Source organism: Streptomyces sp. NPDC013187 (genome assembly GCF_042899705.1).
GTDB lineage: Bacteria > Actinomycetota > Actinomycetes > Streptomycetales > Streptomycetaceae > Streptomyces > Streptomyces hawaiiensis_A.
Window position 1 is genome coordinate 54,398 of sequence record NZ_JBIBAF010000004.1, and the last position, 19,634, is coordinate 74,031.

At 70.1% G+C, this 19,634-nt stretch carries 18 protein-coding genes and 3 pseudogenes; 10 read left to right on the forward strand and 11 right to left on the reverse strand.

Going from position 1 to position 19,634, the window contains the following annotated elements:
• Positions 1 to 86 precede the first annotated feature (86 nt).
• The 3 genes from ACFY5B_RS08835 (at position 87) to ACFY5B_RS08845 (ending at position 2,848) form a co-directional block, all read left to right on the forward strand.
• Positions 87 to 872, forward strand: coding sequence for an SDR family oxidoreductase (locus ACFY5B_RS08835; RefSeq protein ID WP_389966628.1), 786 nt, complete (start codon positions 87 to 89; stop codon positions 870 to 872).
• Between the two features lie 30 nt (positions 873 to 902).
• Positions 903 to 1,838: a dihydrodipicolinate synthase family protein gene (locus tag ACFY5B_RS08840; protein ID WP_389966630.1), complete on the forward strand. Its 936-nt coding sequence runs from the start codon at positions 903 to 905 to the stop codon at positions 1,836 to 1,838.
• An 89-nt stretch (positions 1,839 to 1,927) separates the two neighbouring features.
• The gene (locus ACFY5B_RS08845) at positions 1,928 to 2,848 is read left to right on the forward strand and encodes a LysR substrate-binding domain-containing protein (protein WP_389966633.1); all 921 of its coding nucleotides are present in this window, start codon (positions 1,928 to 1,930) and stop codon (positions 2,846 to 2,848) included.
• Between the two features lie 13 nt (positions 2,849 to 2,861).
• Here ACFY5B_RS08845 and ACFY5B_RS08850 read toward each other — a convergent pair whose 3' ends face one another.
• From ACFY5B_RS08850 to ACFY5B_RS08865, 4 genes are all read right to left on the reverse strand, one after another.
• On the reverse strand, positions 2,862 to 3,488 hold the full coding sequence (locus ACFY5B_RS08850; protein ID WP_389966636.1) for a TetR/AcrR family transcriptional regulator: 627 nt from the start codon (positions 3,486 to 3,488) through the stop codon (positions 2,862 to 2,864).
• A gap of 338 nt (positions 3,489 to 3,826) precedes the next feature.
• A complete protein-coding gene (locus tag ACFY5B_RS08855; RefSeq protein ID WP_389966639.1) occupies positions 3,827 to 4,162 on the reverse strand; it encodes a hypothetical protein in 336 nt (111 codons plus the stop codon).
• On the reverse strand, positions 4,153 to 5,187 hold the full coding sequence (locus ACFY5B_RS08860) for a hypothetical protein (RefSeq protein ID WP_389966642.1): 1,035 nt from the start codon (positions 5,185 to 5,187) through the stop codon (positions 4,153 to 4,155). Before ACFY5B_RS08860 ends, ACFY5B_RS08855 begins: the two co-directional genes overlap by 10 nt.
• A gap of 17 nt (positions 5,188 to 5,204) precedes the next feature.
• Positions 5,205 to 7,481: a glycoside hydrolase domain-containing protein gene (locus ACFY5B_RS08865; protein WP_389966645.1), complete on the reverse strand. Its 2,277-nt coding sequence runs from the start codon at positions 7,479 to 7,481 to the stop codon at positions 5,205 to 5,207.
• Between the two features lie 364 nt (positions 7,482 to 7,845).
• On the opposite strand from ACFY5B_RS08865, the gene ACFY5B_RS08870 reads away from it, so the two are divergent.
• Complete coding sequence (locus ACFY5B_RS08870; protein WP_389966648.1) at positions 7,846 to 8,649, forward strand: BTAD domain-containing putative transcriptional regulator; 804 nt, start codon at positions 7,846 to 7,848, stop codon at positions 8,647 to 8,649.
• 675 nt (positions 8,650 to 9,324) lie between these two features.
• On the forward strand, positions 9,325 to 10,524 hold the full coding sequence (locus tag ACFY5B_RS08875; RefSeq protein ID WP_389967696.1) for a threonine aldolase family protein: 1,200 nt from the start codon (positions 9,325 to 9,327) through the stop codon (positions 10,522 to 10,524).
• A 243-nt stretch (positions 10,525 to 10,767) separates the two neighbouring features.
• On the opposite strand, the gene ACFY5B_RS08880 is transcribed toward ACFY5B_RS08875, so the two are convergent.
• Complete coding sequence (locus ACFY5B_RS08880; protein WP_389966650.1) at positions 10,768 to 10,950, reverse strand: hypothetical protein; 183 nt, start codon at positions 10,948 to 10,950, stop codon at positions 10,768 to 10,770.
• Between ACFY5B_RS08880 and ACFY5B_RS08885 the strand changes: the two are divergent.
• Positions 10,919 to 11,035 (forward strand): annotated as a pseudogene (locus tag ACFY5B_RS08885) (helix-turn-helix domain-containing protein); the annotation flags it as partial. The gene ACFY5B_RS08880 and the pseudogene ACFY5B_RS08885 sit on opposite strands and share 32 nt — an antisense overlap.
• A 118-nt stretch (positions 11,036 to 11,153) precedes the next feature.
• Here the strand turns inward: ACFY5B_RS08885 and ACFY5B_RS08890 are convergent.
• Positions 11,154 to 11,723 (reverse strand): TetR/AcrR family transcriptional regulator, encoded by a 570-nt coding sequence (locus tag ACFY5B_RS08890; protein WP_389966653.1) that lies wholly within the window; start codon positions 11,721 to 11,723, stop codon positions 11,154 to 11,156.
• 162 nt (positions 11,724 to 11,885) lie between these two features.
• Positions 11,886 to 12,149: pseudogene (locus ACFY5B_RS08895) on the reverse strand (DUF3533 domain-containing protein); the annotation flags it as partial.
• A gap of 520 nt (positions 12,150 to 12,669) precedes the next feature.
• On the opposite strand from ACFY5B_RS08895, the gene ACFY5B_RS08900 reads away from it, so the two are divergent.
• Positions 12,670 to 13,371, forward strand: a complete 702-nt coding sequence (locus tag ACFY5B_RS08900) for an SDR family oxidoreductase (RefSeq protein WP_389966656.1) — start codon at positions 12,670 to 12,672, stop codon at positions 13,369 to 13,371.
• A gap of 23 nt (positions 13,372 to 13,394) precedes the next feature.
• A complete protein-coding gene (locus ACFY5B_RS08905) occupies positions 13,395 to 14,273 on the forward strand; it encodes an alpha/beta fold hydrolase (RefSeq protein WP_389966659.1) in 879 nt (292 codons plus the stop codon).
• A gap of 187 nt (positions 14,274 to 14,460) precedes the next feature.
• Here the strand turns inward: ACFY5B_RS08905 and ACFY5B_RS08910 are convergent.
• Positions 14,461 to 14,652: pseudogene (locus ACFY5B_RS08910) on the reverse strand (enolase C-terminal domain-like protein); the annotation flags it as partial.
• 271 nt (positions 14,653 to 14,923) lie between these two features.
• Between ACFY5B_RS08910 and argB the strand changes: the two are divergent.
• Complete coding sequence (argB, locus tag ACFY5B_RS08915) at positions 14,924 to 15,805, forward strand: acetylglutamate kinase (RefSeq protein WP_389967698.1); 882 nt, start codon at positions 14,924 to 14,926, stop codon at positions 15,803 to 15,805.
• Here the strand turns inward: argB and ACFY5B_RS08920 are convergent.
• The 3 genes from ACFY5B_RS08920 to ACFY5B_RS08930 are packed head-to-tail and all read right to left on the reverse strand — an operon-like array spanning position 15,792 to position 18,222.
• Positions 15,792 to 16,394: a GNAT family N-acetyltransferase gene (locus ACFY5B_RS08920; protein WP_389966662.1), complete on the reverse strand. Its 603-nt coding sequence runs from the start codon at positions 16,392 to 16,394 to the stop codon at positions 15,792 to 15,794. The two genes, argB and ACFY5B_RS08920, sit on opposite strands and share 14 nt — an antisense overlap.
• 32 nt (positions 16,395 to 16,426) lie before the next feature.
• Positions 16,427 to 18,001 carry an amidohydrolase gene (locus ACFY5B_RS08925; protein WP_389966665.1) on the reverse strand — a complete coding sequence of 525 codons (1,575 nt, stop codon included), beginning with the start codon at positions 17,999 to 18,001 and terminating at the stop codon, positions 16,427 to 16,429.
• Between the two features lie 8 nt (positions 18,002 to 18,009).
• The gene (locus tag ACFY5B_RS08930; RefSeq protein WP_389966668.1) at positions 18,010 to 18,222 is read right to left on the reverse strand and encodes an MbtH family protein; all 213 of its coding nucleotides are present in this window, start codon (positions 18,220 to 18,222) and stop codon (positions 18,010 to 18,012) included.
• A 93-nt stretch (positions 18,223 to 18,315) separates the two neighbouring features.
• Between ACFY5B_RS08930 and ACFY5B_RS08935 the strand changes: the two genes are divergently transcribed.
• Complete coding sequence (locus ACFY5B_RS08935) at positions 18,316 to 19,422, forward strand: alpha/beta hydrolase-fold protein (RefSeq protein ID WP_389966671.1); 1,107 nt, start codon at positions 18,316 to 18,318, stop codon at positions 19,420 to 19,422.
• Positions 19,423 to 19,634 lie beyond the last annotated feature (212 nt).

Sequence of the window (19,634 nt, forward strand, 5' to 3'; positions counted from 1 at the left end):
AGCTCCGTGGAAGGGTCGTCCGGTAGCGACGGACATCGCCACTGGCCGTACGGCCGAGGAACGGGCCCCGCCCGAGGAGTGAAGCTGTGGATCTGGGAATCTCAGGCAAGACCGCACTGGTGCTGGGCGGAGGTGGGGGTCTGGGCGGCGCCATTGCGCAGGCCCTCGCCGGGGAGGGCGCCGGCGTCGCCGTGGCGGACATCAGTCCCGAGGCTGCCGAGCGCACCGTCGAGGCGGTGGCCGGCCTGGGCGGAAGGGCCGTGACCCTGGAATGGGACCTCGAGGATCTGAGCGCGATCGACCGGCACATCACGACGGTCGAGGGGGTTCTCGGTCCTGTCGACATCCTGGTCAACAACACGGGCGGGCCGCCGCCCTCGCCGGCCGGCGGGCAGGATCCGGAGACCTGGCTGAAGCACTTCCGGTCCATGGTGATGCCGGTGATCGCGATCACCGACAGGGTTGCGCCGCTGATGAGGAGCCGCGGCTGGGGCAGGATCATCACCAGCGCCAGTTCCGGCGTGATCGCCCCTATCCCCAACCTGGGGCTGTCGAACGCCTTGCGTGGCAGCCTGCTCGGCTGGTCCAAGACGCTGGCCCGGGAAGTGGCGGCCGACGGCGTCACCTGCAACGTGGTCGTTCCCGGCCGGATCGGCACCCAGCGGACGAGATTCCTGGATCGGGCCAAGGCCGAGCGGGAGGGCAAGTCCGTTGAGGAGACCTCCGCCGAGAGCGTCGCTTCGATCCCTGCGGGCCGCTATGGCGAACCGCGCGAATACGCCGCCACCGTCGCTTTTCTCGCAAGCAGTCAGGCCTCTTACATCACGGGTTCGGTCATTCGTGTCGACGGCGGCCTCATCGCGAGTCTCTGAAAACAGAAACCAGAATTCAAGGAGGCAGAAGTGGCACCGCTGTCCCGCGACACCACCGGCGTCTACGCCATCGCACCGACGCCTTTCGATGAATCGGGTGCGATCGACTTCGATTCACTCGGCCGACTGATCGATTTCTACGGATGCGCCGGTGTCACCGGACTGACCCTGCTGGGCCAGCTGGGTGAAGCTCCCAAGCTGTCCCACGAAGAGAGCGTGCGCATCGTCCAGTACGTCATCAAGCGCACCGCCCTGCCGATCGTCGTGGGAGTGTCCGCACCCGGCTACGCCGCGATGCGGGCCCTGACGGCTGACGTCATGTCAGCCGGTGCCGACGGTGTCATGATCGCTCCACCGAACACGTTGCGGACCGACGACCAGATCGTGGGCTACTACGAGGGGGCGTCGGCCGCCATCGGCGAGGACGTGCCGTTCGTGATCCAGGACTACCCGCTCTCCTTCTCCGTCGTCATGTCCCCCGCCGTCATCGCCCGCATCGCCGGCGTCGCACCCGGATGCGTGATGCTGAAACACGAGGACTGGCCGGGCCTGGAAAAGATCAGCGCACTGCGGCAACTGCAGGCCGACGGAGCGATGCCCCGGCTGTCGATCCTGTGCGGAAACGGCGGCCTCTTCCTGGACTTCGAGACGGAGCGCGGAGCCGACGGTGCCATGACGGGCTACTGCGTACCCGAGCTCCTCGTCGACGTGGTGAGCCACACCGCGGCCGGCGACCGTGACGCTGCCCATGACATCTTCGACGCCCACCTGCCCCTGCTGCGCTACGAACAGCAACCGGGCGTCGGTCTGGCGGTGCGCAAGTACGTGATGAAGCGGCGCGGAATCCTGTCCTCCGACGCCCAGCGCAAGCCCGGGGCGGCGCTGTCCGCGCGCGCCCGCGGCGAGGTCGACTACCTGCTGACCCGGCTGGCCCGCAAGGACAGCAGGGTCGTGGTCACGGCATGATCCGCAGTGACCCCGCATACCGGGGGCGCCGACCGCTGTCGGCACACCGCGGGTGCGACGCGCGACGTCCGCTCCGGTAGCTTGATCGAATGCAGCTTCGTCAGCTGGAGTACTTCCTGGCGGTGTGGGAGTCCGGCTCCTTCAGCGGAGCGGCCGCACGGCTCTATGTCACGCAGCCCTCGCTCTCCCAGCAGATCGGGGCTCTGGAGAAGGAGCTGGGCGCGGTTCTGCTGGAGCGTGGCAGACAGGGGGTGACGCTCACTCCCGCCGGCCGTGTCTTCCTCCCACGGGCGCAGGACGTCCTCCGCGTCGTCCAGGACGCCCGGGACTCGGTGCGCGAGGTGGTCGAGGGCCGTCAAGGCGACGTCCATGTTCTGACCGTACGGTCCGTCGCCTCGGGCATCCTGCCTCCCTCCGCGGCACGCTGGCACTCGACGTACCCCTCGACCGTGCTGCGGCTGCACGACTACTCACACCGCCGGGACCTCGAAGAGGCCCTGCGCGGCGGGCAGGGCGACATCGCGGTCGGTCCACGACCCCACCCTTGGGAAGGGCCGGTCCATTCCCTCGGGTACGAGGAGATGGTGGTGATCGGCCCTGCCGAGCACCCGCCGGACACATCCGCGAGCCCGGCCGAGCTGGCCGCTGCCGACTGGGTGCTCTACGAGCCGGAACAGGGCATGAGCGAAGTGGTGGACCGCCTCGCGGGCCACTTCGGGTTCACTCCCCGTGCCGTGGCGCGCACCGGCCAGGTGTCGGCGGCGCTCCTGTTCGCGGTCGAGGGGATCGGTGTGACGGTGGCACCGGAGAACGCGGTACCTCTGCACTGGTCCCGCCACGCACGGCGGATCGGCTCCGGCTGCTTCCGGGAGCTGGTGGTGTTCAGCAGGAAAACCCCTTCCCAACTGGCGGAACGCTACCGGGACATGCTCACCTCCCTGGAGCTGCCACTGGCCGCGGAACGGGATCTGCCCGAAGGAGCGGTCCATCTCCGGAACGTGTCCGCATGACCACGTCGCCCGGTCAGACCTCGTCGCGCAGGCGGGCAAGCCCGCTGAGAAGAAGTTCGAGGCCGAAGGAGAACTCGTCCTCGATCGGAACCGGCATCGACCCGGCGACGGCCGCGGTAGCCGGGAACAGGTGCGGATCCACACTCTGAAACACGGCCGTCGGCTGTGCATCGTCGGGTTGTCCGGCGCCACCGTGCCCGCTGGCCTGTACCGCGAACCCGAGGACGTAGCGGGACAGCGTCGCATACGCGTACGCGGCCACTCGTGGCGGGAAACCACTGCCGAGCAGCACCGCGACACAGCGCTCCCGCAGCGCCATGGCGTTCGGCCCGACGGGAATCTGCTCGACCAGCAGACGCGCCGCGTTCCGGTGCCGGGCCAAGGCGTCGAACATGGTGTGCGCCACCGTCCGCAGCGCCCGCTCCCAGCCCATCGCGAGGAGCTCGTCGCCGTTCAGCTCCACGGCGCCGAACATGCGGTCCACGACATGAGCGACCAGAGCCGCACGGTTGTCGAAGTGCCGGTACAGCGTCGCCGTCCCCGAGCCCAGGCGCTGGGCCAGCGTCCGCATCGAGAGAGCGTCGGAGCCCTCCTCGTCCACGATCAGCTGTGCTGTAGCGACGATGCGCTCCAACGGCACCGGCGGCCGCCCCGGAGAACGCCGAGTCGGTGTCGCGCCTGCTCGCGCACGCCCAGATGCTGCCACGGAACGTCCCACCTCCTCGGACAGCACCATAACAGCAACACCGTGACCGATATGAGCATCACCGGCTACGTCACCTGCGCTCCGACGGCAGCACGAGCGGGCCGACATGGCCTCCTTGAAGGCGCGAGGAGTCCGTTGACCACGAGCGTCGCCAGCGCCTGAGCTGTGTCCGTGAGCTGCTGCGACGAGACGGATTCGGGTCGGCCAAGGCATCGCGGCAGACACCCTTCGGTGTCTGGCAGGGCTCCGCACCTGACCCGGCCGGCGAACCGTCAGGCGGAGGTCCGACGTCCCCGCCGGATCAGAATCGCCTCGCCCACGAGCGTGAGGAGCAACAGCACGAGGCAGCATGCGAAACCGAGCAGCCCGGCCCCGACCACGTAGAGCGAACCCGGGTCCGTGCACGCCCAGCTGGACGAGCAGTCGACGGTCCGCGGGTCCGCCGGCGGCCCCATCGCGTGCCAGCCGATGACGACGCAGAGCACGGAGACGACGGCCGCGGCGGACAGCAGGACCCACCGGACCCGCCGGGCTCCCCACCACGACAGGATCCATCCCGCGACGATCACTGCAGGCAGGATGAACACGTAACCGGGGACTATGTCCACTGTGAATCGCTCCGCGACATCGAGGTCAGGCCGGTCTGCCGCTGGGTGATGTGGTTGCCCATGTCGATCAACCCTACGGTCGGGTGTTTGACGGACGGCAGGTCACCCGAAGGCTTCCGGGTCTTCACCTCCAGCCCGAGGTCGAGCCGGTCGCCGGACCTGAGCTTCACGCGCGTGGTCCAACGGGTCTCGAACAGCGACGCGGTCCGGGTGTCCGAGAGGAGCCGCACCCCCGCGTCGTGCGCCTTGCCGTTGAGCCGTGCGCCGACGATCCTGACGTCGGAGACGACCTGGGGGTCCAGCGCGACGGAGAAGGACGCGGCCACGGGTGCGGTGCCCGGTCCGACGCCGCTCAACGTGATCCGCGCCGGGTAGTAGTACCACCGTTTGCCGTTCGCCCACTCGTAACGGTTCCACACGCCGCTGACCTCCAGGCCCCACGGCGTGGCGACTGCGCCGAAGGCGTGCGGACGCCCGGGCTGGAGGCTCCGCCGGCCGGCCGGCCGCACGTTCTTGTGGTGCACGGCCGCGCTGGCACCGGTGGGCCCGGCGACCAGGTCGTACGGGTAGAGCACGGGGAACGCGGTTCCCACGACGACCACCGGGTCGCTGCCCGCGGGGAGGTCCTCGGTCAAGGTGACCGTGCAGGCGGTCACCGAGGTCTTGGAGTCGGTTGTGATGGTGCTCGTGGAGCGCAGCCGGCGGTCGCCCACGGTGGCGACGGCCGCGGGCAGCGGGGAGTACAGCCGGGGGTCGTAGCTGATGGTCACCTGGGTCCCGGCCGGCAGATCCGTGCCCGCGTGCCTGACCTGCACGGCCAGCTGTCTGGGGAACGCGGCAGGCTGGACGCCGACACCCGGCAGGACCGCGACCGGGCTCGCGCCGACCGGGACCAGCTCCACGCCGGCGGCGGCCGCGGTGTCGGCCCACGCCGGGCCCATACCGGCAACGGTGACCGCGCCGACGCCCAGCGTCAGACCTCCGAGTACCAGGACCTGCCGACGGCTGACCTTCGGGTCGAACATGTCACATCCTCGATTCGTCACGAGCAGTACTGGATGACGGCGTCTTTGAAGGCGTTCGCCACACCGGACAGGGCGGCGTCGGACATGGACCCGGGAGTCGGGCAGGACACCGATTTGGTCGTCCTGACCCAGAAGGCGTCCCGGATGGCGGCCATCTCCGGGTCTGCGGCGTCGCTGGTCATGGCGCTCATGGCGGCGGCCGCCACCGTCGCGGGCGAGCTGCCGAAGCGGATCGAGTAGAACGTCGCCCGCCGGGCCACGGCCGCGCCGGACGACGCGTAGCCGGCCTTGAACCCCGTCGACAGTGGCTGACTGGAGCCCTGCCTGACGGGATAGCCCAGAACATAGGCGTCCGCGTCGGCGAGGAGGTCGTCGAGCGAGAAGTACGTGTTGTCACCCTTGCCGCCGATCTGACCCGCGGCGTAGGTGTATGCCTGGTCGTCGGAGAGCCCGCTCAGGTAGAACTGCGCCAGCACGCTGACGACATCGCCGCCCCAGCTCCCGAAGTCCGTCAGGTTGGACGACGTGAGGTCGCCCGGTATCCCGCTGGTGATGACGGCGCCGCAGGACGCGCCGAAGTGGTCCACGTCGGAGTCCCACAGCAGGTCGGGGTCGCGCAGCGGGCCCGCGTACGGCTCGTCGGGATAGCTGTTCACGAAATCGATGAAGCCCTGGTCCAGCTCGCCGAAGACCGTGTCGGAGCCCGTGAACACGTACTGCGACGTCCGGGCCCGGAGGTACTGCGCGACCAGCTCCTGCGCGGACCGGTCGGTGTGCCCCTGGTCGATCCACTGGCCGGCCCTGGCCTCCACCCAGATCAGGTACGTGTAGAAGGCGTCGTTGGGATCGCGTGGCCGGGTCACGCTGTCGATGCCCGGATCCATGCCGGAGGCGATGTCGTTGTCGATCTCCACCGCGCCGCTGGTGCCGGCGGCCAGCGTGAAGTCCTTGATCTGGTCGAAGGCCCAGTTGTCCGGGAGCGGATAGCCGAGGTTGCCGCTGTAGCCGGTCGACATGCCGCTGACGAAGCTTCTGGTGGTGAGGCCCTCGGCTGCGAGGCGGATGCAGGTGTTGCGGCACCCGTACACACCGATCGCGTACTGGCTGCCCATCGCGGCCATGCCGTTGTTGACGCCCTGGAAGTGCGGGATGATCGCGCTGGTGATGTCGTCGTCGGTCGCGTCGAAATCGACCGAGAAATAGATGACGGTGCCGTACGGGATGCCGAACGAGGTCGCCGCTTCGGCCGCACCGTTTCCGGCTGCGACACCTTGCGGGTAACTGAAGTCGATGAGCGCGTTTCCCTCGTCCTGATAGATGGGGAAGAGCGAGAGGCCGTTGTCGAAGATGAGCGCGATCTCGGAGTTGGTCAGGACCTTGTTCGTGCCGCCTATGAGGTAGCGGCCGACCGTCGAGTACCCGTTGCTCTTCACCGTCTGGATCGTCGTCGCGTTCAGCGGATACATGCAGTCGAACGCGGTGCCCTTGCGGTCCGGGTCCCCGGTCGAGACCAGCAGGGACATCCAGGTCTCGTAATCGGCGGCGCCGGTGGCGTCGAGCGAACAGAACTTCTGGAAAGCCGTCACCGTGGCCGCCAGATCGGAGGTGAACGTCCCGCCGCCGTCCCCCCAGTGGTTGTCGTAGTTGTTGAACGCGACCGCGCACTGGAACAACCGGACCCATCCGGCGTCCCCGGAGTCCTGCGAGCCGTCGGCCACGTACGCGGTCGTCTTGAGCGCACCTTCGGTGGTCGGGCCGAGCGAGCCTGTGACCTGGCTGTCCGTCAGGCCCATCTGGTACTGGATCGCCAGGACCAGGGCCTGCTGCACATTGCGGGAGAAGTGGCCGTCGCACGGTCCGATGAAGAACTGGCCCTTCCCGTAGTAGGCGTCGTTGAGCCAGCGCTGGCAGGTCTGGATCATGCTGGAGCCGCCGGACGTGAGCACGTACGCGTCCATGGTCAGCAGTGCCTTGAAGACCTTCGGCTCCACGTCGTAGATCTGGGAGCCGGGCACCTCCGGACCTGGCAGACCCATGTCCGCCACCAGCGCGGTCAGGCCGGCGCCGGTGGACACGTTGAAGCCGCCGTCGATGTCGCCGCCGCTGTAGCCCTTGCAGTAGAGGGCGGCCTCCGCGATGGTCCGCATGTTGATGTTGCCGGAGTCCCGCCCGACCGGGCCGTAGGCCTTCAGATCGGCCCATGTCGTCGGCCCGAAGTTGTCGGACAGGGTGGTGATGCCGAGCTCGTGCTGGAGAGCCCGCGTGAGGCAGTAGATCGTCTCCCAGCCCGTCATCCCATTCTCTGTGCACGGGTTGTACCCGGATACGCCTCTATATGTTGCATTGACCCATTGCTGCGCCTTGAGAACCATCTGATCCATAGGGTGGTCCTTCTCCATGCCGGTGAGCCGAGGCGCATGAAGATGGCAGCTCGTCCCATCGCCGCCCCATCGCCGGACCATCGCCGGGGGGTGCCTGAATGTACTGACTTTGCCAGAAGGGGGCGGGTGTCAAGACAGTCCCAAAGAGTCCCCAAGAAGGTCGCACTCGGCCGCAAAAGAGAATCCTGCGCCGCATATACTCTCGAAGGCGCGGGCGTGGGATTTTTCGGCATTTGGCGCGCCTTTGGTCCCGTTCCTGCTGTCGAAAGGATGGCCGATGCCCGACTTCGGGATTCTCGGGCAGCCCCGTGCCGAGCCTCTCCGGTCCAGCATCGGCGTGAACCGCAGGCGCGAGTGGGTCATTCTTTCCGCTCTGATGACGCGACCGAACGCATTCATTTCCACGCATAAGCTCATCGACGCGCTGTGGGACGACGATCCCCCGCGGACGGCACGCGAGCAGGTGATGAACTGCCTCGGCTCCATTCGGCGCGCGATCGCGTCCTCGTGCACCGAAGAGGTGTCCCTCGACCGGGTTCGGGACGGATACGTGTTCGCCATCGAGGTCGACCGGATCGACCACGTCGTGTTCTCCCGGCTCTGCGCCGAGGCGGAGTCGGCGAAGGCGCTCGGCCGGACGGAGGCGAGCCTCGGACTGTACGAACGCGCGCTGGCGTTGTGGCGCGGCGGCGTCTACGACGGGCTCGACGTGCCGAGCTTCGCCTCGTACGCGGCGGCACTGGAGGAGCAGCGGACGGTCGCGGCCGAGGAGTACTTCGCCCTGTCGATCGCGGCGGGCAACGGCAGCGCAGTGATCCCGCGTCTGTTCCGGCACGTCGGGGAGCATCCGCTCCGGGAGCGCGGAGTCGCCCTTCTGATGTCGGCGCTGCACGACGACGGGCGCACCCATGACGCTCACGCGGTGTACGCGTGTCTCGTCCGCCGGCTCGGCGAGGGACTCGCGGTCGGCCCGGGCCGCGAGGTCCGCCGAACGCTGGACGCGATCCTCGACGGCGCGAGTCCGGCTCCCAGGACCAGGGTCGACGCGTCCTCGGACACCGGGACGGGCGCGCGGTCCTGAGCCGGCGGCGCGAGGGGGAGTTCCAGTGCGGCCCTTCCGGGAGGCGAACAGGCACGGATGAGCCTCTCATTCCGGAAAATGTGCGGTCCAGGCTCGCTCTCGCAGCATATTTTGCGGTGATCCATTGACCAGGGCCAAGGCGCCCGGATAGAAAGATACCGACCAGGAATGCGATCGTGAGTGCGGTCCTGACAGCTCTGCCCCGGGGGATTTCGCTTTGCCGCACACAGACGCACTTCGTCCTGCGCGCGTCCTCGTGGTCGAGCCCGCCTCCTCCGGAGGCGCCGCCCTCATCGGCGTCGCGGCCGAGATGGGACTGCGGGTCGTCGCTCCCGGACAGCGCGGCCCTGCTGGTCGGCGAGCTGGGGCCTGTCCTTCGGGCTCGCCCCGGCGGACCGGCGGGGGGAGCACCAGTCGGTGTTCTCCCTGGGGCGCGGACTCCAGAAGTTCGCCGGGCCGTGGCTGATGGCCTCCCTGGTCGTCGGCGCGGCGGGGACCGGCTGGCCGGTTCTCGCCGCGCTCTTCGCCCTGCTCGGGCTCGCCGCGCCGCCGTTGGTGCGCGGTCTGGAGAAGGCCCGCAGTGAACGCAGCCGGCGGCCTGAGCGGACCGGCCCGCACCCCGTCCGGATCCCATGTGTCACACCCGTCCGACCGAGACAAGTAAGCGAGCGCACCATGACCGTACAGCGACGACACGACCCGGACGAGCGCGGCTTCGCCAGCGACAACTACGCGGGCGTGCACCCCGAGATCCTCGCGGCGATCGCCCTGGCCAACGGCGGCCACCAGGTCAGCTACGGCGCCGACGTCTACACCGAGCGCCTCCAGGAAGTGGTGCGCGGCCACTTCGGCCCCACCGCGCACGCGTATCCGGTCTTCAACGGCACCGGCGCGAACGTTGTCGCGCTGCAGACCATGCTCGACCGCTGGGACGCCGTGGTCTGCGCCGAGTCGGCCCACGTCAACGTCGACGAGGGCGGGGCGCCCGAGAAGGTCGCCGGGATCAAACTCCTGACAGTGCCCGCATGGGACGGCAAGCTCACCCCTGAACTGATCGACCGTCAGGCATGGGGCTTCGAGGACGAGCACCGGGCCCGGCCCAAGGTCGTCTCGATCGCCCAGTCCACCGAACTCGGCACCTGCTACACGCCGGACGAGATCCGTGCGATCTGCGACCACGCGCACGGCCTCGGCATGCTCGTCTACCTGGACGGCGCCCGGCTCGCCAATGCCGCCGCCACCCTCGGCGTGTCCCTCAGCGAGATGACCACCGACGCCGGTGTGGACGTCCTCTCGCTCGGCGGCACCAAGAACGGGCTGCTCTTCGGCGAGGCGGTGATCGTGCTCAACGAGGGCGCGGTGCGCGGCATGGCCCACCTGCGCAAGACGAGCATGCAGCTGGGCTCCAAGATGCGGTTCATATCGGTGCAGTTCGAGGCGCTGCTCGGCGGCGACCTCTGGCTGCGCTCGGCGGCCCACTCCAACGCGATGACCCAGCGGCTGTACGAGGCGGTGCGCGACCTGCCGGGCCTGGAGATCGCCCGCCCGGTGGAGGCCAACCAGATCTTCGCCGTCCTGCCGCCGGCCGTCACCGAGCGTCTCCAGAAGCGCTTCCGCTTCTACACCTGGGACGAGCAGGCCGGCGAGGTCCGCTGGATGACCTCCTTCGACACCACCGAGGAAGACGTGGACGCGTTCGCGGCGGCGATCGCGGAGGAGCTGGCGGCGGAGCGAGGCCAAGGCCCGGCGGGCGCGCTGACCGTGGACGAGCGCGAGGAACTGGTGCGACTGCGCCGCAAGGTCCGCGACATGGAAGAGACGATCGCAGCGCTGGGGAAAGAGCCCGACTTCTCCGCGAACCGCAAGACGAAGTAGCCGGCGGCGGAAGCCTGGGAGGTCAGGCGAGCGCCCTGACCCCCGGGCAGGAGAAGCGTGAAGAGGTCCTCCCGGCTCGCTCGGCCGCGCAGCGTGGTGAGGGCCATTCAGAACGAACCCCGGCGGCTGGGCCTGATGACGCCCGTCCCGGCCACTGGGCGACCACGCCCGTCCGCACGCGCCGGAGTCCTCAGGACGAGCACTCCGGCGTGGCGACCTGTTCCGCTCCGGACCGTCAGCGACTCAGGCAGCCGCCAGTTCTCGGATGCGCGGCTGGTTCTCCAGAGCCCACCGCACGGTCTTCGCCGGGCGGCCGAACAGGGTTTCCAGCTCGACGGTGATGCGCCGTATCCTCCGCGGCCGATGATCCGGGTCAGGGTCTTTTGAGAGCGTCATCCGCGCGGCGATCGCCGAGTTCGCGATCACCGGCTACCACGGCACCACCACCGCGACGATCGCCAGGCTGGTCGGCGTCACGCGGCCGTGTCTCTTCCGGCTCTTCCCGGACAAGGGCCGATGCCGACCGGACCGCGAGCTTTTTTGCCTGCGGCATGCTCGGCAACGCTCTTGCGGCTGTGGGACTTGCCCCGAACGACGGGCGGTGCGGAAGCGTTCGGGAGGGCGACAGGTCAGCGCACGCCTGCCGCATCGAGCAGAGTGATCACCGTAGGGGCGATGAGACCCGTCAGCTTGTCCGCCCCGATGCCCGCGCGGGCGCTGGCGCCGTCGAAGACCAGGCTGAGCTGCCGGCCCAGCAGCCCGGGATCGCTCGCGCCGCCCTGCTCGGCCTCGGCGCGGAAGAAGGCGGTCAGGTTCTCCTTGACCCCATGGGCCACCCGGCTCGCCGGGTGGCTCTGGTCCTTGAGCTCGATCTGCGCAGCCAAGAAGGGGCAGCCGTAGAACTCGGGCGCGGCGGACAGCGATTCCACCCGCTCGAAGACATGCAGGATCCGCTCCCGGGGTGAACGGCCGTCGCCCGCCGCGGGCAGGAGTGCTGCCACGTAGGCGGAAGTACGTCTCTCCAGGCTCGCCGCGAGCAGTTCGTCCTTGCTCTCGAACAGCTGGTACATGGAGCGCTTCGACACTCCCGCCGCCTTGCACAGCGCCTCGACGCCGATGCCGACACCGTCCCGGTAGGTGAGCGTCGCCGCCGCCTCCAGCAGCCGCTCCCTGGGGCTACGTTTCACTTCGGTGGTCATGCTGTGAGGTTAACTCGATTCCGACAGAATGAAAACTGATCGGTTTCCAAGGAGTTCCGCGCGGACGCTCGGCGACGGCCTGGGGACAGACCATCGCCGAGGAGCCCCCGATCGGTGGGCCCGTCCTCGGGTGATTCGGGGAGCGCCTGCCGCTACGCCGGAACCGCGGTCTACTCGGGCGTCGCAGGAGAGGATCGAGCGGACACCACCGGCGATCCGCCGCAGCGGCTCGAACTCCGCGAGGAAGCGGTAGAAGCCGGGCAGGGCCTCGATGGGGGTGGTGGCCCCGGCCGTCGGCACCGCCATCCCGATGAAGACCAGCGTGACCACCAGCATGGCGGGCGCGCCGAAGACCGCGAGGAGGGTGAGCGCGCCGATCCCGGAGACCGCGACGGCGCACACCGACTACAGCCACAGCAGCGGCAGACCGACGCACCGGCCGGCGACACCGCCGACAAGCCGGTCCCCCTCATCGTGGGCTGACCCGTGCGTGCGGGGTGCCGGTGACCACGGGCACCCCGCCGGGGACTCACTGCGCCGGCTGTTCCGGGGACTCACTCCGCCCGATGCTCCGGGACTCACTCCGCCGGATCCGTCGGCCCGCGGATTCAGCACATCGACGGGGCGCCGGGCTCGACGTCCACGCTGCGAGGCGAGCACATCACCCTGTACGTCGAAAGCCTGACGGGCACCCTCTCCGGCGTCGAGGACCCCCCTGCCCCCGCCCTCCGCCTCCCTGTCACCCCCGGCACCGTTCCGGAGTAGCCGACATCGACCGGGCCGGACAGACAGGTGGAGAGCTCACCGTCCCGGGGGTCCACGGATACGGAACGCCACGCCGAGGTCGGCCCACGCGCTGCTTCCCCCGCATGAGCTTGCACCCGGAAACCGATCGGTTTACTGTGGTGGAAACCAATCGGTTTCTCACTCTGCAGTGGAGGTAGTCATGACCGCTTTGAAGGGCGCGAACGTCTTCGTCACCGGCGGCAGCCGGGGCATCGGCAAGGCGCTGGTGGAGGAGCTGTACGCGCGCGGAGCCGCCAAGGTCTACGCCACGGCCCGCGACCCGCGCAGCGTGACGCACCCCGACGCGGTCCCGGTGAAGCTGGAGGTCACCGACCCGGCCTCCGTGGCGGCGGCCGCCGCCCGGGCGGACGACGTCACCGTACTGATCAACAACGCCGGTGCCGCGGTCGGTGCCTCCTTCCTCGACTCCCCGGTCGACGACGTGCGCCGGGAGTTCGAGACCAACTTCTACGGCCCGCTGCTGGTCGCCCGGGCCTTCGTACCGGTCATCGAGCGCAACGGCGGCGGCCACATCCTCAATGTGCACTCCGTGCTGTCCTGGCTGGCCCTCGGCGGCTCCTACAGCGCCTCCAAGGCCGCCCTGTGGTCGCAGACGAACTCCCTGCGCCTGGAACTGCAGCCGCGCGGCATCTCCGTCACCGGACTGCACGTCGGATACGTCGACACGGACCTGGCGGCGGACGTCGACGCGCCCAAGTCCGCCCCTCGGGACGTCGCCGCCCTCGCCCTCGACGGCGTCGAGACGGGCGCGTACGAAGTGCTCGCCGACGACATCACGCGCCAGGTCAAGGCGGGCCTGGCCGGCGATCCGGCCGGGTTGTACGCCCAACTGGCGAAGTAGGAAGAGGACGGGGAGACGGCGAGATGCCCAGCCACGAGTCACGTCCCACGATTCACATCTCGGGGACCACCAGCCACACCATCGCCCCGCGCGCAGGACGACACAGCCGCCAGGGAACACTGCGCTACCTCAAGGCGGGCAGCGGTGCCCCGCTGGTCCTGCTGCACACCGTGCGTACCCAGGCCGAGCACTTCCGTCTCCTCATCCCGTCGATCGCGGAGCAGTACACCGTGTACGCCCTCGATCTGCCGGGGATGGGCTACTCCGAGATCGTGCCCGGCGCGTCGTACGACGAGCCGGCGATGCGCGCGGGCGTCGAGCGGCTCCTGACCGAACTCGACCTCCACGACGTGACGTTGGTCGGGGAGTCCATGGGAGCGGTGCTCGCCCTGACCACCGCGGCCGATCTGCCGGAGCGGGTCCGACGCGTCGTCGCTGTGAACACCTACGACTTCCGCGGCGGGATCGCCCGGTCCGGCCTCCTCGCCCGGGTGGTGGTCAGCGGTGTCCTCGCGCCCGGACTGGGCCCGGTGATCGCCGGTGTGGAGCCCAAGCCCGCTCTCCGCAAGATCCTTCAGGGCGGCCTCGGCGACAAGAGCGCGTTGCGCGAGGACTACGTGGACGAGCTGCTCAAGGTGGGCGGCCGTCCCGGCTACCCGGCCGTCGCCCGGGCCGTCTACCGGAACCTGCCCAGCCTCATCGCGGCCCGCTCCCGCTATCCCGAGGTCAAGGCCCCCGTCCACCTCGTCTACGGGGAGAAGGACTGGTCCCGGCCCTCGGACCGGGAGGCCGACAAGCGGCTGCTGCCGGCCGCCGACTTCACGCAGGTGCCGAAGGCCGGCCACTTCATCGCCCTGGAACGGCCCGACGTACTGGCCGACTTGCTGAACGCGGTGGCATGACCTCCCCGGACCACTGCGGCCACACCTGAGCAGCGGTACATGACGGAGATCGGCATCCCGGATCTCGACGGCCTGGCGAGCGGCGGTTACGGAGAGCTGCCCGCCGGGCGGTATCACGCCTTCGCCCAGAGGCGGGGCCGGTGAGGGAGAGCCGCGCAGGGGTTCTCCCCCCATGGATGCAGGCGGGCGGTGCCGCCAGGACGTCGTAGGCCTCGGCCATCGTGGCGATGCGACGGGTCTCGGAGATGCCGCCGGCGTGGCTGATGCCGGGCTGGGCCACGGCGATGCCGTCGGAGAGCACCGAGCGGAAGTCCCTGCGGGAGTGGAGCCGTTCGCCGGTGGCGATGGGGATGGAGGTGGAGCGCACCACGGCGCCGAGATCCCCGTTCAGGGCACGCCCCGGTCCAGGCGCTGTCACGCGTGCCCGAGCCGACTGGGAGCGTCGTGCCGTGCTTGCCTTCATACAACAGCAGCCGGACGGGACGTGGGGAGCGGGCGGCGAGATCATGCGCTACACCGAGGTTGCGGGGCTCCACGGACTGACGAGGCGGGCGGATCATTACTTAGGTTAGGCTAAGCTAAAGCGTGAAGCGTGCTCCCCTGGCCCGGGTCTACCCGGCCCCGCCGTGAAACGGAGTGACCGCGTGACCGTGACAGCCTCCCGCGAAGAGGACCCGTCCGTCCCGGCACTTCTCCGGCCCGAGGAACTGCGGGGCGCTGTCGTCGTCGTCAAGTTCGGCGGCAACGCCATGGTGGACCCGAGTCTTCAACTGACCTTCGCCCGGGACGTCGTGGAGCTGTGGCATACGGGGCTGCGGCCGGTCGTCGTGCACGGTGGCGGGCCGCAGATCAGCGCGATGCTGGACCGGCTCGGTCTGGAGAGCCGCTTCGAGGCAGGGCTGCGGGTGACCACACCCGAGACCATGGACGTGGTGCGCATGGTGCTGACGGGTCGCGTGCAGCGGGAGCTGGTCGGTCACATCAACGCCCACGGTCCCTTCGCCGTGGGTCTGACCGGGGAGGACGCGCACACGATGACCGCCGAGCGGCGTCCGGCCCGGGTGGACGGCCGGGCGGTGGACATCGGTCTCGTCGGCGACGTGGTGGACGTCAACCCCGCCATGGTGCGCGCCCTGTTGGAGCAGGACCACATCCCGGTCGTCTCCCCCGTCGCACGCGGCGCGGACGGACAGGTCTACAACGTGAACGCCGATCTCGCGGCCGCGGCCCTCGCCGTGGCCCTCGATGCCGAGCGGCTGGTGATGCTCACCGATGTGGAGGGGCTGTACGCGGACTGGCCGCACAGCACCGAGGTGATCGGCCGTCTGACGGCCCGTGCCCTGGACGAGCTGCTGCCCGGACTGGCCAGTGGGATGCTGCCGAAGATGGAGGGCTGCCTGCGGGCCGTCCGCGGTGGAGTGCGCGCGGCGCACGTGGTGGACGGGCGCGTGCCGCACGCGGTGCTGCGCAGTGTGCTCAGCGAGTCGGGCCCGGGCACGACGGTGGTGCCCGACGCGGTCACCCCCTGCTGACCAGGACCTGCGCGTTGCGCCGCGGGTCCAGGGAGTCCGCCCAGGAGCGGGGCGCCTGACAGGGCGTCGTCCGCGTGAACCCGTAGCGGAGGAACAGTCCGGCGCCCCCGGTGGTCGCCGTGAACACGGCGTCCAGCGACCGGGCTCGTGCCATGGCGAGCACGGCGCGTAAGAGACCCGCTCCCGCTCCGCTCCCCTGCCGGTGCGCGGCCACGCAGAAGTTGTAGACGACGCCTGGGCGTTCGCAAGTGCTCCGGCCCGCGTCCGCGGGGTACGTGCGCAGACCCACACAGCCGTCGAGTGTGCCGTCGGGGGCTTCCAGCAGCAGGAAGTCGGCCGCCCGGGTGGCGTAGAGGGAGACGGGGCGCTCGCGCAGCGCGCCCGAGCGTACGAAGGGGCGGGACAGGGCGGCCAGGGCGGCGGCCTCGTCCGGTCGGGCGGTGCGCACGGAGGGCTTCGGCACGAGGCGTGCGTGCGGCAGCTGCTCGGAGGGCTGCGGTGCGAGAGGTGCGTGCGGCAGCCACTGGCAGGGCTGCGGTGCGAGAAGCGCGTGCGGCAGCGCGGTGGGGCGCGGCGTAGCCGTGGTCAAGGGGTTCCTTCCCTCAGGTGTCGGACCGGAGATCAGTCACGCGGACGGGCCGGTCGGCCTTCCACGTACGTCTCCACCACCTCGATGTCACCGATGCGTGAGGTGTCGACGCGCCGCGGATCGTCGGCGAGGACGACCAGGTCGGCGTGTTTGCCCGGGGTGAGGCTGCCCAGGCGGTCGTCCCAGTGGCAGGCGCGGGCGCCGGCGACGGTGTACGCGTGCAGGGCCTGGCCGACGGTGACCGCCTCGTCCGGGCCGATGAGCCGGCCGGAGGCTGAGGCCCGTTCGACCATGAACTGGACGGCGCGCAGGGGCGATCCGTCGGCGACCGGTCGGTCGGAGCTGCCCACGAGCGGGATGCCGTGGTCGAGGAAAGCCTTCCCCCGGTACATCCAGGGTGCCCGTTCCTCGCCCATGATCGAGGCGTAGTCGTCGCCGAAACAGCGCAGGAAGTTGGGCTGGACGACCGCGCTGACGCCCAGTCGCGCGAAGCGCGGGATCTGGTCGGGCCGGATCAGACCGGCGTGTTCGATGCGGTGGCGGGCCTCGGGGCGGGGTCGCAGACGCTGGGCGCGTTCGAGGGCGTCCAAGGCCACGTCGGCCGCGCGGTCGCCGATCGCGTGCACGGCGAGCTGCCATCCGGCGAGGTGGCCGTCCACGATCAGGTTCGTGAGGGCCTCCGGGTCGTCCTGCAACTGCCCGGCGTGGTCGAGCCCTTCGTACGGGCTGGTCAGTGCGGCCGTGCGGGCCATCATGCCGCCGTCGGTCCAGATCTTCAGCGCGCCCACACGGAGCCGGTCGTCGCCGAACCCGGTGCGCAGCCCGAGGTCGAGAGCGCGCGGGATGCCGTCGGCCTCGTGCGCGGTGACCGGGCGCAGTCGGTCCGCCGACACCATGAGCTGTACGCGTAGCGGCAACAGGTCTTTGTCGCGGGCGAGTTGGTACGCGCCCAGTTCGACGGGGCTGTGACCGAAGAGGGTCCCGCCGATGCCCGCTTCGGCGCAGGCGGTGACGCCTTCGGCCAGGCAGGTGCGGGCCGCGCGGCCGATCGCCTCGGCCAGGTCTTCCTGGGAGTACGGCAGGCGCAGGGCGCGGGCGGCGCCCATGGCCTGTTCGGCGAGGAAGCCGTTCTCGTGCGGGATGCCGGCGGGGAGCAGGTCCAGGACGGCGGTGTTGACGACGCAGCCGTGTCCGGAGTCGTGCAGCAGGTAGAGCTTGCGTCCGTCGCTGACCTTGTCGAGGTCGGCGGCGGTCAGATGACGGCCGAGGGCCCGCTGGTCGTAGCCGGCGATGCTCACCCAGTCGCCCGGCACCCGGGTGCGGGCGACCGCCTCGGCCACGGCCGCGAGCACGTCGTCGACGCGGGTGCGGCCCGCGATGCTCGGGGTGTTCTGCTTGAACCCGGTCCAGGCGAGGTGGACATGGGCGTCGATGAACCCCGGCAGCACGGTGGCGCCCTGCAGGTCGACGACCTCGCGGGCGGGCAGGGAGGTCACCGCCTCGTCGAGGCCCACGATCCGGCCCTGCCAGATGCCCAGGTCGTGCGCGACCGGATGGTCCGGATCCATGGTGAGGAAACGGGCGTTGGTCAGCCTGGTGCACAGCATCGGCGGTGTCAGGCGTCCTGGGAGGCGGCGAGGGACGTGGGACGCAGGTCCGTCCAGTGGGCCTCCACGTACTCCAGGCATGCCTCGCGGGTGTTCTCGGCGAAGGCGATCGTCCATCCCCCGGGCACCTCGGCGAAGGACGGCCAGAGGGAGTGCTGCCCCTCGCCGTTCACCAGGACCAGGAAACGGCCTTCGTTGTCGTCGAAGGGGTTGGTGCTCATGCGCGCTGCCTCCTCAGAGGGTCAAGATTAGGTTAGGCTCGCCTAATTCACGGAGCTTAGCCTCAGGCCCTTCCCCCTCACAAGGAGATGTTCATGCGCTTGGCCGCCGCCGGCACGGAGGACGCGTTCGCCGGGTACGGGTGGCCCGGGACGCCCGGCACGGACGGGTTCTGGGCCGGGGTGGGAGCACCGGCGGTCGTACCGGACGGTGACGGCGGATGGACGGCGCTGTTCCTGTGGCGCGGGTCGTCGCCGGTCGCGATCGAGTTCGAGAGCTGGTCGGATCCTGTGCCCTTGCGGCGCTGGGCCGACTCGGACTGCTGGTATGCGGAGGTGCGCATGCCCGCGCGGCTGCGGGTGACGTATCGGTTCGCGGCGTCGGACGCGTTCCACGCCGATCCGTTCAACCCGGCCGGGGCGGGCGGGGACCGGTCCATCGTCGCGACGCCGGACGCACCGGAGCAGCCGCACTGGCCCGTCGGCGGGGCCGACGCGGTGCTGCCTGTGCCGCGGGCGCGGATCCGCTGGGCGAGTGAACGGCTGGGCGGGCGGCGTACGGTGCGGGTCCATCCGGCGGGGGGCGGTGGGCCGGTGGTGCTGCTGCTCGACGGGGACGACTGGCTGTATCTGCATCCGGCCGTGACCGCGTTCGACTCGGCGGTGGCGGCGGGTGAGGTGCCGCCGGTCACCCTCGTCTTCCTGCCGGCCAAGGACCGGGTGGCCGAGTTCGCCTGCCGGCCCGAGTTGTGGGAGGCGGTGCGGGACGAACTGCTGCCGTTGGTGGCGGAGTCGGGCGTGCCCGCCGACCTGGAGCGGCTGGTGGTCGCCGGGCAGAGTCTCGGGGGGTTGAGTGCGGTGTACGCGGCGCTGGAGTATCCCGAGTTGGTGTCGCGGGTGGCGTGTCAGTCGGGGTCGTTCTGGTGGACGCCGGATGCCCTGCGGGCGGCTGATCCGTTGGGAGGGCCGGTCGGGGGTGTCATCGCCGAGCGGTTGCGGGAGGGTGCGGATCTGTCGGGGCTGCGGGTCGCGTTCGATGTCGGGGAGCACGAGGACCGGATGCTGCCCCACTGCGAGGTGACCGAGGGTTTGGTGGAGCGGGCCGGGGCGACCGTGCGGGTGTCCCGGTCCGCGTCGGGGCATGACCGGGCCGGGTGGCGTCATGCGCTGCTCAGGGATGTCGGCTGGGCGCTTCGCGCGTAGCGCCGTTGTCGGGTGCGGGTGCTTGGGGGGTGATCGCGCAGTTCCCCGCGCCCCTGAGGGCGTTCCCCCCGGGCTCCTTGAGGAGTCAGACGTGACCTCGGTGCTTCGCGCGTAGCGCCGTTGCCGGGTGCGGGTGCTTGGGGGCTGATCGCGCAGTTCCCCGCGCCCCTGAGGGCGTTCCCCCCGGGCTCCTTGAGGAGTCAGACGTGACC

Bases quoted from the DNA above. Each gene is read 5' to 3' on its own strand.
- ACFY5B_RS08845 (WP_389966633.1), top strand. From the start codon at position 1,928: ATGCAGCTTCGTCAGCTGGAGTACTTCCTGGCGGTGTGGGAGTCCGGC.
- ACFY5B_RS08860 (WP_389966642.1), bottom strand. From the start codon at position 5,187: ATGTTCGACCCGAAGGTCAGCCGTCGGCAGGTCCTGGTACTCGGAGGT.
- ACFY5B_RS08865 (WP_389966645.1), bottom strand. From the start codon at position 7,481: ATGACGGGCTGGGAGACGATCTACTGCCTCACGCGGGCTCTCCAGCAC.
- ACFY5B_RS08870 (WP_389966648.1), top strand. From the start codon at position 7,846: ATGCCCGACTTCGGGATTCTCGGGCAGCCCCGTGCCGAGCCTCTCCGG.
- ACFY5B_RS08875 (WP_389967696.1), top strand. From the start codon at position 9,325: ATGACCGTACAGCGACGACACGACCCGGACGAGCGCGGCTTCGCCAGC.
- ACFY5B_RS08890 (WP_389966653.1), bottom strand. From the start codon at position 11,723: ATGACCACCGAAGTGAAACGTAGCCCCAGGGAGCGGCTGCTGGAGGCG.
- ACFY5B_RS08900 (WP_389966656.1), top strand. From the start codon at position 12,670: ATGACCGCTTTGAAGGGCGCGAACGTCTTCGTCACCGGCGGCAGCCGG.
- ACFY5B_RS08905 (WP_389966659.1), top strand. From the start codon at position 13,395: ATGCCCAGCCACGAGTCACGTCCCACGATTCACATCTCGGGGACCACC.
- ACFY5B_RS08925 (WP_389966665.1), bottom strand. From the start codon at position 18,001: ATGCTGTGCACCAGGCTGACCAACGCCCGTTTCCTCACCATGGATCCG.
- ACFY5B_RS08930 (WP_389966668.1), bottom strand. From the start codon at position 18,222: ATGAGCACCAACCCCTTCGACGACAACGAAGGCCGTTTCCTGGTCCTG.
- ACFY5B_RS08935 (WP_389966671.1), top strand. From the start codon at position 18,316: ATGCGCTTGGCCGCCGCCGGCACGGAGGACGCGTTCGCCGGGTACGGG.